Source organism: Rheinheimera mesophila, from assembly GCF_000986865.1.
Lineage (GTDB): Bacteria > Pseudomonadota > Gammaproteobacteria > Enterobacterales > Alteromonadaceae > Pararheinheimera > Pararheinheimera mesophila.
Window position 1 is genome coordinate 192,827 of sequence record NZ_LAVS01000001.1, and the last position, 11,804, is coordinate 204,630.

At 47.4% G+C, this 11,804-nt stretch carries 11 protein-coding genes; 3 read left to right on the forward strand and 8 right to left on the reverse strand.

Going from position 1 to position 11,804, the window contains the following annotated elements; all coding sequences use genetic code 11:
- Positions 1-53: 53 nt before the first annotated feature.
- A complete protein-coding gene (yaaA, locus tag SD53_RS00870) occupies positions 54-833 on the reverse strand; it encodes a peroxide stress protein YaaA (RefSeq protein WP_046518301.1) in 780 nt (259 codons plus the stop codon).
- Positions 834-1,128: 295 nt separating this feature from the next.
- On the opposite strand from yaaA, the gene tal reads away from it, so the two are divergent.
- From tal to SD53_RS18220, 3 genes are all read left to right on the forward strand, one after another.
- Positions 1,129-2,085 carry a transaldolase gene (tal, locus tag SD53_RS00875; protein ID WP_046518302.1) on the forward strand — a complete coding sequence of 319 codons (957 nt, stop codon included), beginning with the start codon at positions 1,129-1,131 and terminating at the stop codon, positions 2,083-2,085.
- A gap of 46 nt (positions 2,086-2,131) precedes the next feature.
- The gene (pgi, locus tag SD53_RS00880; RefSeq protein ID WP_206539875.1) at positions 2,132-3,739 is read left to right on the forward strand and encodes a glucose-6-phosphate isomerase; all 1,608 of its coding nucleotides are present in this window, start codon (positions 2,132-2,134) and stop codon (positions 3,737-3,739) included.
- Between the two features lie 139 nt (positions 3,740-3,878).
- A complete protein-coding gene (locus SD53_RS18220) occupies positions 3,879-4,055 on the forward strand; it encodes a DUF3545 family protein (RefSeq protein WP_008897291.1) in 177 nt (58 codons plus the stop codon).
- Positions 4,056-4,253: 198 nt separating this feature from the next.
- Here the strand turns inward: SD53_RS18220 and ung are convergent, their stop codons facing one another.
- The 7 genes from ung to SD53_RS00915 form a co-directional block, all read right to left on the reverse strand.
- On the reverse strand, positions 4,254-4,916 hold the full coding sequence (gene ung / locus SD53_RS00885) for a uracil-DNA glycosylase (protein ID WP_082101737.1): 663 nt from the start codon (positions 4,914-4,916) through the stop codon (positions 4,254-4,256).
- A gap of 3 nt (positions 4,917-4,919) precedes the next feature.
- Entirely contained in the window at positions 4,920-6,209 is a 1,290-nt protein-coding gene (gene thrC, locus SD53_RS00890; protein WP_046518303.1) for a threonine synthase, read from the reverse strand.
- Between the two features lie 9 nt (positions 6,210-6,218).
- Positions 6,219-7,151 (reverse strand): homoserine kinase, encoded by a 933-nt coding sequence (gene thrB, locus SD53_RS00895; protein ID WP_046518304.1) that lies wholly within the window; start codon positions 7,149-7,151, stop codon positions 6,219-6,221.
- A gap of 1 nt (position 7,152) precedes the next feature.
- Entirely contained in the window at positions 7,153-9,612 is a 2,460-nt protein-coding gene (thrA, locus tag SD53_RS00900) for a bifunctional aspartate kinase/homoserine dehydrogenase I (RefSeq protein ID WP_046518305.1), read from the reverse strand.
- A 214-nt stretch (positions 9,613-9,826) separates the two neighbouring features.
- A complete protein-coding gene (locus SD53_RS00905; protein ID WP_046518306.1) occupies positions 9,827-10,795 on the reverse strand; it encodes a GGDEF domain-containing protein in 969 nt (322 codons plus the stop codon).
- Positions 10,795-11,406 (reverse strand): chemotaxis protein, encoded by a 612-nt coding sequence (locus SD53_RS00910; RefSeq protein ID WP_046518307.1) that lies wholly within the window; start codon positions 11,404-11,406, stop codon positions 10,795-10,797. Before SD53_RS00910 ends, SD53_RS00905 begins: the two co-directional genes overlap by 1 nt.
- Positions 11,403-11,768, reverse strand: a complete 366-nt coding sequence (locus SD53_RS00915) for a response regulator (protein WP_046518308.1) — start codon at positions 11,766-11,768, stop codon at positions 11,403-11,405. The genes SD53_RS00910 and SD53_RS00915 overlap by 4 nt, the downstream gene beginning before the upstream one ends.
- Positions 11,769-11,804: the final 36 nt, after the last annotated feature.

Below are 11,804 nucleotides of genomic sequence, written 5' to 3' on the forward strand. Positions count from 1 at the left end.
AAGCCGCAGTTTTCTGCAGCTTTTTCGCTTACTGAGCCTAAAAACGGCGAAGATTAATCCTGTTGTTGCATCCGTGTAAACACCAGTGTATCGGCTTTGGATTCGGCGCTGCTAAACTGATAGCCTGCGCTGTTGAATTGCTTCAGGCCTTCGACCTGATCAATCTGTTGTTCAATCACATAGCGTGCCATCAGGCCACGGGCTTTTTTGGCGAAAAAGCTGATGATTTTATACTGACCATTTTTAAAATCTTTAAATTCCACATTCAGCACTTTAGCTTTCAGTGCTTTTTTGTCGACGGCTTTAAAGTATTCCTGTGAGGCTAAGTTCAGCAGAATGGCTGAGTTTAACTGCTCCAGTTGTTGATTCAGTTCTGTACTGATGCGATCGCCCCAGAACTGATATAAATTTTTACCCCGGCCATTTTCCAGGGCAGTGCCCATCTCCAGACGATAAGGCTGCATCAAATCCAAAGGCCGTAATACACCATACAAGCCACTTAAAATACGCAAGTGCTGCTGGGCATAGTCCAACTCATGTTGTTTCAGGCTGGAGGCTTGCAAGCCCTGATATACATCCCCATTAAAAGCAAACAGAGCCTGACGGGCATTGTCCGCTGTAAAAGGAGTCGACCACTGGGCAAACCTGGCTGCATTTAGCCCAGCCAGTTTATCACTGATCTGCATCAGGCTGGATAGCTGAGCTGGTGTCAGGTCGCGGCAATAAGGCATCAACTCCAAACTTTGATCCAGCAACGCAGGCTGAGTAAAAGCAGTGACGGATAACGGACTTTGGTAGTCTAAATCTTTGGCGGGTGATATCACCATCAACATGAGTTTTGCATTCCTCTACAACGAATTGACGCGACTATATCAAATTAAAGGTTTTAGCTCGACAACAAAACTCAATACGGACGCGGCTTAGGCATGGTTTTTAGTTTTTTTCATGGTAAGCTCTGATCCGTCTGCAGCGCTTATAAAATAAGGCTGCGACCAGCAAAAGTAGCAGAATTCCGAATGCCGGAAACTTAGCGCAAAAGCCTGTTTTTGTGTTGTAATTTTCCTACATTTATTTAGTATTGAACCCTATATCACCGACTTGTGATCAGAAAAACGGTAATAAAACAATATGAGCACTTTATTAGAACAGCTAAAAGCAGTGACTACAGTGGTAGTCGATAGTGGTGATTTAGGCGCCATTGAACAATTCCGCCCTGTAGACGCGACAACCAACCCGTCTTTATTACTCAACGCCAGTCAGTTGGAGTTTTCTAAACCGTTATTGGCTCAGGCTGTGGCTTATGCCAAAAGCAAAAGCTCCGATCTGGCCACACAAATCAGCATAGCCAGTGATAAATTTGCGGTGGATATTGGCACACAAATCAGCAAGTTAGTCCCTGGCCGCGTGTCAACCGAAGTGGATGCCCGTTTATCTTTTGATACTCAGGCCAGTATCAATAAAGCACTACAACTGGTGGCGTTGTATCAAGAAAATGGCGTTAGCAAAGACCGCATTCTGATCAAAATCGCTTCGACCTGGGAAGGCATTCAGGCCGCCCGTCAACTGGAGCAACAAGGTATTCAGTGTAACCTGACCTTGTTGTTTCATATGGCTCAAGCCCGCGCCTGTGCTGAGGCTGGTGTGTTTTTAATTTCTCCTTTTGTTGGTCGTATTCTGGATTGGTACAAAGCCAATACCAAACAAGATTACACAGCAGAAACAGATCCCGGCGTGCTGTCCGTACGTGAAATTTATCGCTACTTCAAAACCTATGGCCACAAAACCGTGGTGATGGGTGCAAGTTTCCGCAATACAGGTGAAGTTTTGGCTTTAGCTGGCTGTGACCGTTTAACCATCAGCCCGGCTTTACTGGAAGAATTAAGTCAGCAACAAGGCACCTTAACAGTGCACTTGAAAGACACTGGCTCTACCGCCAAAGAAACTGCGGCCTTAACTGAAGCAGAATTCCGCTGGGCTTTGAATGAAGATGCGATGGCCACCGAAAAACTGTCGGAAGGTATCCGTAAATTTGCCGTGGACCAACGTAAGCTGGAAAGCTTAATCCAGGCGCAGCTAGAAGCTTAATTTCAGGCTTTATCTCGATTATCACAGGATCACTACAGGAGTTTATATGATGTCGTCTGCACTCTGGGCAGAGTTAAAACAGCTGGCACAGCAACCTTTGTCTTTGCGACAGCAATTTGCCGCAGATCCAAAGCGGGCGGAAAAATTTCAGGTGGATGCCTGTGGTATTCATCTGGATTTTGCCAAAAACCTGATCACAGATGGGATCTGGCAAAAGCTGCTGGAACTGGCCAAACAAAGCCAAATTCAAAGCAAAACCCGGCAGATGCTCCAGGGCGACAAAATTAACAACACCGAACAACGTGCGGTCTGGCATATGGCATTACGCGCAGATGCAAAAACGCCCTTGGTGTTAGATGGTGTCGATTTGCAACCAGAAATTCAGGCTTGTCATGCGCAAATGGCAGAGCTGATTGGCCAGTTGCACCGTGGCGAATACAAGGGTTATCTGGGCGATGCCATTACCGATCTGATTTGGATTGGTATAGGCGGTTCTTTATTAGGCCCTCAGATGGCCTGTGAAGCTTTAGCGCCTTTTAATAAAAGCCCTGTGCGTATTCACTTTGCCGGTAATATAGATGGCGCTGTAGTGTCCGATGTAGTCAAAGCTTTAAACCCTGCCACTACGCTGGTGTTTGTTGCTTCGAAGTCTTTTGGTACTGAAGAAACCAAACAAAACGCTTTGGCTGTGCGCCAGTGGTTTATAGATAAAGGCGCAGACAAAGCCGCTATAGCCCGGCATTTCTGGGCTACCTCGTCCAATATCAAAGCCGCGGCCGAGTTTGGCATAGTGGCAGAACATATTCTGCCGATGTGGGACTGGGTCGGTGGCCGTTATTCGTTATGGTCAGCCATCGGCTTTCCTGTGGCATTGCAACTGGGCATGACGCAGTTTCAGCAACTGCTCAAAGGTGCCCGTGATATGGACCAGCATTTTATTCAGGCTCCACTAGAGCAGAATATGCCGGTGATTCTGGCGTTGCTGGGTGTTTGGTATATCAATGCCAAAGGTTGTCAGGCGCACGCCTTGTTGCCATACAGCCATTATTTACGTTTCCTGCCCTCTTATGTGCAACAACTGGATATGGAAAGTAATGGCAAAGGAGTGGACCTGAACGGTGAAGCATTAACAGATGCTACAGCACCGGTGATTTGGGGCGATGCCGGTACCAATGGTCAGCATGCCTATCATCAGTTATTGCATCAAAGCGCACTGGCCGTGCCGTCAGACTTTATTCTGCCGGCCAAAGTCAGACATGAGCTTAGTGATCATCATCACAGATTAGCAGCCCACTGCTTTGCCCAGACTCAGGCCCTGATGCAGGGTAAAACTTTTGACGAAGCCAAAGCTGAAGTCTTGGCCACTGGAGCAACAGAAGCCGAAGCTATGGCTTTAGCTCCTCATAAAGTATCGCCAGGCAATAAGCCAAGCAATACCTTATTGCTGCCAGAATTATCGCCTTATTACTTAGGTGCGTTAATAGCGCTTTATGAGCAGAAGGTGTTTTGTCAGGGCGTTTTATGGAATATCAATTCGTTTGATCAGTGGGGTGTAGAGCTGGGTAAACAGTTGTCGACGCCTATTTATCAGGTGTTATCTGATCAAAAAATCAATAGTTTTGATACGTCGAAGAGCACTTATCGCAAAATTTAAGCAGTTAACCTCGAACTAAACCATTGAATGAACGAAAAACATTCATTTTTCGTTCATATTTGTGTCAAAGAGTTATTTTATTTTTAGACAAAGTGTGGTACTAATTTGTTGAAAATAACAACAACTCAGAGGGGCAACCATGGAAAGCTTCGAAGACTTACTGAATATGTTGGAGCGTCCTGCAACAAAAAGCCGTGCGGTCAAACGCAAATGGCGCGAAATTGAAGCAGTGAAAGAACGCCAGCGCTTAAAACGAGAACTAGAAGACATAGACTGGACCATAGAACCTGAGTTAGTAGACATCGAATTAAGTTAAAAGAAAGCCCCGGCAGTCATGTCGGGGCTTTTTATTTGACTGTCATTCAGGCTCTATATGTTTAACACGACCTGTGTAACCCTAAGTAATTGGTGTCGCAGCTAGGCGACAAGCGCTTTCGCCCCAGGAGCATAGTTGTCCTATGTGACTGGGGCGAAAGCGTGCAGTCAACAACGCTGCGGCGCCAAGTACGACGGGTTAAACTTGCCAGCGGATGGGTGCTTTACCTTGCTGCTGCAACAGCTCGTTGGCTTTGGCAAAGTGGCCGCAGCCTAAAAAGCCGCGGTGAGCTGACAAAGGCGATGGATGAGGTGCGGTCAGAATATGGTGCTTGGTTTTATCAATCAGTTGTGATTTTTTAATCGCATGGCTGCCCCATAACAAAAACACTATGCCTTCTGCATGGGCACTGATAGCCCGTATCACCTGATCGGTAAATTGCTCCCAACCTAAATCACGGTGTGAGTTGGCCTCATTCGCTACCACAGTCAGTACTGTATTAAGTAACAACACGCCCTGCTGAGCCCAACATTCCAAACAGCCGTGATTCGGCATCTGAAAATCAACATACTCCAGCGCCAGCTCTTTGTAGATATTGCGCAGTGACGGCGGAATAGCTACACCAGGCGGCACGGAAAAACTTAAGCCATGCGCCTGATTTGGACCATGGTAAGGGTCCTGCCCTATGACCACCACTTTCATCTGTGCAAAAGGTGTTAATTTAAAAGCATTAAACACTTGCGCTTCAGGCGGGTAAATCACCTGACCTGCGGCACGTTGTTGCTTTAAATACTCCATAGTTTGCAGAAAATAGGGCTGATTTTTTTCAGCCCCAATTACGTCTTGCCAGTGTAAAGACACAGTTTATTGATCCAGAGTCAGTAAGAAGTGGCGTAATTGTACAAAATCCGGCGCCATATCTGCACTTAAACTTGCCTCTGATGCCACGGCGGCCAATTCAGGCGGTAAAGCGATAGGACTGCCGAGGATATTCTCCACCTGCTCTTTAAATTTAGCCGGATGCGCAGTACCGAGGAAAATACCAAATTCACCGTCCTGCAGGCTACGTTTTAACGCTTTGTAGGCAATAGCCGCATGAGGTTCGCTGACATATCCTAACTGCGCTAGCTGGCGCATCGACAGTTGGGTATCCTCTTCATCCACCATCACAGCTTCTAAATCGTCACGTGAAATTTTGCCCTGCGCCAATAAAGCCTCCACCCGAGGCCAGTTATTGGGCGCACTGACATCCATCGCATTGGATAAAGTGGCCACAGTTTTATTCGGCGCCCACTGCCCCTCTTTCCAGTAACGAGGCACTGTGTCATTTAAGTTGGTGGCCGCTATCATCCTTTTGATCGGTAAACCCAACACTTTGGCAATCAGACCCGCCGTCAGGTTACCGAAGTTGCCACTAGGCACAGCGATCACAATTTGATCACGCTTGTCTTTAGGTACCTGAGCCACAGCTTCAAAGTAATAACAGATTTGGGCAAATAAACGGCTGATATTAATAGAGTTGGCGGAGTTGATATTCAGTTGCTTCACTAAATCCCTGTCGTTAAATACCTCTTTTACTAAAGCCTGACACTGATCAAAGTCGGCTTCTACCGCCAGGGTATGGATGTTATGACCTAAAGTGGTAAACAGCTTCTCCTGCAACGGGCTGATTTTTCCTTTTGGAAATAAAATCACCACATCGACACCAGCTTGCTGATAAAAAGCATGAGCCACAGCCGCACCTGTATCCCCTGAAGTGGCGGTGACAATAGTGGTTTTGCTGACATTCTGCTGCTTTTGCGCCTGAATTAACGCCTGCGCCATAAAACGGCCACCAAAGTCTTTAAAGGCTAAAGTGGGGCCATGGAATAACTCTAAGCAGGCGACATCATCCGTCACCTGAGCTAAAGGTGCCGGAAACTGAAAAGCGTTGCTTACCATCTGATGGATTTGGGAAGCCGGGAGTTCGTCGCCGATTAAAGCCTGCAGCACTTTGGCGCTGCGCTCAACAAAAGGCAGCTCTAATAAAGCGTCAACATCCAGGGTTGGCCACTGCGTAGGGAAAAACAGCCCCTGCTGCTCGCCTAAACCGATACGGACTGCATCTAAAAAACTAACTTGTTGTGAAGCGACTTTGGTATTTGTTAATTGCATTTTTACATCCTACAGCGCACGTGCGCCTTGTCCCGCCAGACGACAGACGGTCGTGATGGCATCTGAGTTTTTAGCGTAATGCTGTTGTAAATAAGCAGCGGCAAATTGGGCCTGAGTATCATTCTGGCAGACCGCAAAAATAGTAGGACCAGCACCGGAAATACCGACATGGCCTATGCCCTGAGCTGTTAACTGTTCGCGTATAGGCAACAATTCAGGCATCAGATGCTGACGGGCAGGCTCAGCCACCAGATCCTGCAAAGCAGCAAAAGCCTCATTTTCATCTTTGGCATACAAAGCACTGATAAAACGGCTTAACATGCCAGCAAAAGCTATGCTGTGTTTCAGCGTCAATTGCTGCGGCAATACAGCACGGGCTTCTTTGGTCGACAGCACTGTGCCCGGATAACACAGCACCACTTGCCAATGTTCAAACCAGGGCAAAGCCCGGCAGAGCAAAGGGCTGTCCGGCAACATCAATAATAAGCCACCATAAAAGGACGGAGCCACGTTATCGTAATGCACTGAACCACTGACGCCCCCCTCCAGCTGAGCCATCAGTTGCAGCAACTGATAGTCATCCAAAGGTTTACCAAAATAGTCATTAAACGCATAACAGGCGACCACTATAGAACAGGCGCTGGAACCTAACCCACTGCCCACAGGCAGGTTTTTCACCAGTTCCAGTTGCAGCCGCGGTAAAGTCCGGCCTATTGCTTTTTCAAAAGCATAAAAACACTGCAGCACTAAATTATCGTCTGTGTCTTTGGGCAACTGATGCACATAGCGGCCGTTCAACCTTAAACTCAGCTCTGGCTGTTCGTTATGAATACGCAGTTCATCCCCAAATAAAGAACCATCAACAGGTTCAAAAGCAGCGCCTAATAAATCAAATCCAACAGAAAAATTCCCTGTGGAGGCAGGCGCAAAATACGACTTCATATTACATCTCCTGCTGCCAGGACAGAGTCCGCATTACATCACTGAACACACCGGCTGCTGTGACCGCAGCACCAGCCCCATAACCCCTCAATACAAAAGGAATAGGCTGGTAATAACGGGTATGAATAGCCAGCGCATTTTCACCGTCTTTGACTTTGGCCAGCGGATGATCCAAATCCAAAGCTTTGATAGCCACTTTGCAGCGGCCTTCGCTGATTTCAGCTATATAACGCAGCACCTGACCTTTGGCTTTGGCTTCTGCGATACGTCCAGCAAACTGTTGATTTAGTTCTGGTAACCGCTGCATAAAAGTCGGCACATCTGTGCCAGGCGCAAAATCAACAGGTAATACACCTTCCACTTCAACATCCGCTAAATTCAGCATCAGACCCGACTCACGCGCCATGATCAGTAATTTACGCGCCACATCCATACCGGATAAATCATCACGGGGATCCGGTTCGGTAAAACCCAATTCGCGGGCTTTAGTGGTAACTTCAGATAAAGACTGACCTTGCTCTAACAGACCAAAAATATAGGACAACGAGCCCGATAATATGCCCTCAAAAGCCACCAGTTCGTCACCCGCATTAAACAAGCCCTGTAAGGTGTCAATCACCGGCAAACCAGCACCAACTGTGGTCTCATACAGGAAACGACGTCTGTGTTGTTGTGCCACCTGACGTAGCTGATGGTAGTAATCCAATGAGCCTGTATTGGCTTTTTTATTTGGGGTGACTACATGGAAACCGGCCTTTAAGAAATCCACATACAAATTGGCCACAGGCTCTGCGCTGCTGCAGTCAATCAATACCGGATTGGTTAAATGCTGTTCCTGCACAAAACGGCTTAAATCCGCCACAGAAAACTGACCTTTCGCCTGCTGCATCTGCTGTTGCCACTGGCTTAAGTCGATACCTTTTTCGTCCAGCAGCAAGGCTTTGGAATTGGCGATGCCATAGACCTTCAGCTTGACATTGCGTTGCTGTAAAAACTCTTGCTGACGCTGAAACTGCGCCAATAATTCGCTACCCACCACACCACAACCGACCAGAAACACATCTATGCTGGGAATATGGCTGAAGAAGTTTTCATGACACACCTTCACTGCGTTCTGACAGGCTTTTTGCTCAACCACAGCGGAGATAGAACGCTCACTACTGTCCTGCGCTATCGCCACTATATTGACCCGGGCTTGCGCCAGGGACGCAAAAAACTTAGCCGCTACACCACGGTGCTGACGCATACCATCGCCGACTAAACTGACTATCGCCATGTCGGATAGAATCTGCAGTGGGCGCAATAACTTGCCTTGCAGTTCCAGTTCAAACTCGGCTTCCAGCGCTTTTTTCGCTGCCGGCAAATCGAGCTGTGCGACACAGAAGCTGATGCTAAATTCTGAAGAGGACTGAGTGATTAAACTGACCGACACCTGTTCACGCGCCATAGTGGCAAAAACACGAGACGCCATACCCACTACACCTTTGAGGCCAGGGCCTGAGACGGTGATCAGCGCCAGATGTTCCAGACTGGAAATGCCTTTGACCAGCGCATCACCGTTGTTGTCTGCATCAATACAGGTGCCGGGCGCCGACGGGTTTAAAGTATTTTTTATGTAACAAGGAATTTGAAAACGCGCCAGTGGACCTATAGTTTTTGGATGCAGTACTTTGGCACCAAAATACGACAGCTCCATGGCTTCGTCATAGGATAAATGGTCAATCAGTTTGGCTTGTTTCACCTGACGAGGGTCAGCGCTGTAGACACCATCCACATCAGTCCAAATCTCACAGACGGATGCTTTAACCGCAGCAGCCACAATAGCAGCAGAATAGTCCGAGCCATTGCGGCCTAATAAACACAACTCACCCTGCGCGTTACTGGAGACAAAACCGGCCATCACATAGACCTGAGCCGATTGTTTCGCCAAAGCGGCGGCAAAGCTCTGCTCCGAAGCAGGAATGTCTGCCACGGCATTTAAATAATCGCCCTGACTTTTGACTAAAGCCACAGAGTCCAGCAGCACCACATCCACCTGACGGGATTTAAAAAGAGCCGTCATCAGGCAAACACTGAACTGCTCACCCATGCCGAGAATTTGCGCCTTGATATGATCAGGGCAATAACTCAATAAGCTAATGCCCTGCAAACGTTCGGTCAGTTGTTGTTCCTGCGCATCCGCCAGTTGCTGTACCGCTTTGAGCTGTTCACTGCTAACCCGAAGCGAAGCTTCCGCAATAAGCTGCGCCAGTCGCTGTTTCCACTGCTGCAGCAGCGGTTGATAGTCCGAACCTAAAAAGGCCAGATCCGTCAGCTCCACCAGTAAGTTGGTGACGCCCTGAGGCGCAGACAACACCAGGCCGATGCTCTGGTTGCCTATTTGTTGTTGCACTATATCCGCCACCTCGAGGAAGCGGGTTACCGACGCCAGAGACGAACCACCAAACTTAAGCACCCTCATGTGTTACTCCTTGCTAAACGAAAAAGGCCCGTGACGGGGAGGTCACGGGCCTTTTTAAAAACAATACGCCGCCGACCTCCTACCCCGCAGGGTTGGTGGTAATAATAATGGTGAGTGTATTGCGGATTTGTGTCTTATTCATACTGTCTATATGCTCAAAGTTTTAGACGTCTGTCAATCTAAATGTTTAGATTATTCTAAATTTAACCTGCCGTCAGACAGTCTTCACCATAAATGCAGTTTCTCCTGCACTGTAGGAGATCACTCTGTTGCGTCCCTCTTTTTTGGCGTTATAAAGCGCCATATCAGCCTGACCTATCAGCACTTCGTGGGCTCTGTCACCGGTAGTATCCAGTTGGGCGACACCAACACTGATCGAACTTTGGATAGAGTGCTCATGAAATGTGACAGCTTTACTGCTGACAGCCAGACAAATACGTTCAGCCACCTCCACTGCCCCAGCCAAAGCCGTATTGGTCAGCACTATGCCAAACTCTTCACCTCCGTATCGACCAAACCAATCGGTGTCGCGCAATAAAGCACGGACTCTGGCAGTTAATTCAATCAGCACAGAATCTCCACCTAAGTGACCATATTGATCATTGAGCTGCTTAAATTTATCCAAATCAAACAGTAGCAAAGACAAAGGTTGCCGGTAGCGTTGTGCTCTTTGCACTTCAAGCTTTAATTGCTCTTCCCAATACCGTCTGTTTAACACCTGGGTTAAACCGTCCACACGATTGCTTTGCTCCAGTTTTTGTAAAGTCGTTTGCAGATGTTGCTGATATACAAATGCATCAGTGGCATCTTCAATCAACATGCAAACATAACGACGACCCGTAGGATCATGCAGCGGTAACATAGTGCAGTTCTGCGCCATATACTGGCTGGAACTGGTCACTGGACGTAAATGGGGCAACTTAATTACATATTGCCGCTGTTCCCAACTGCTAAATGAGGGGCTTTGCAATTCCAGTACCGAGGCAAATTTACGCCTGAGCCAGGCTTCAGGTACGTCAGCAAACACCTGAAATAAACTTTTACCTTTTACCTCGGTCAGTTGCACCGAACTGTGGCGCTGTAAAAAGCTATTCAGATAGACCAGTTGAAAGTCCTCATCGACCACCAACACGCCACTGTTAAGCTGCTCTAATATAGGGCCCGTTAACCAGTCGTTTGACATTAATACTCTTCCACTATCCGATCCAAAATTTGCTGGATATTTAACACAGCTTCTCCTGGGATCAGCAACAACATATCGCAATTAAAAGAGTGATCGATTAACTGGTAGCTGATATCAACTTTCAAGGCAAGTTCCCAGTGACAGGCCGTGTCAATCAAGGCCTGAGTCACATTATTCTGCCGCGACGACAAAACTCTGGGCGCACTGTAAGACAACTGGTTATCGATTTGCTCAGCTAAACCATTTAAGAAGGTGGTGGTTAAAATAGAGCTGATATCTGTCAGCATCTCCAACTCTGAAGCGCTGTCTGTGTCATACCCCAATAAAGCAGAAATACGATGGGCATTATCCAATTGATATAAAACTATCGCCTCCCCTCTTACCCCTCCATTACCCAAAAAGCCCTGACTGACGAAAGCAGCTTCAGCGCTGCTGTACTGGGCCTCGAATTGAGCCGGAATTTGCGTCGAGTTCACCAGCTCAATAGCAGGCACCTGCAAATGCACAAAGGTATTTAAAAAACGGGCAAGTTTGTCGCTGGCCAGGCCCATAGCAACGTTGATCAGCTCCTGTAAACAATCCCTTTGTTCTTCAGAGAATACTGTGTTCATATCAATCCATAATGTTTCAAAATAACAATCAGCTTTTCCGGATTCACCGGTTTGTGAATAAAAGCCAGAGCGCCCAGCTCCGTCACTCTTTTTTGCATTTCTGGCTGAATATCTGCAGAAATAACAATCACAAAACAATCCAGACCATCCTGCTTAATCGCCTCTAATACGCCTATGCCATCCAGCTCAGGCATGGTCAGATCCAAAAAGACTAAACCAATCTCCTGACTTCGCAGGATAGTCAGGGCCTCCAGACCATTACTTGCCGTCAGTATGTCAGCGTCAAAAGATTCAGGTAAGGATTTACGTACTTGCTTTCGTGCCAGCAGGGAGTCGTCACAAATTAATACAGGTAACGCCATTAAAACAGCCTCTTTATTATCGCTTTAATTATTTTC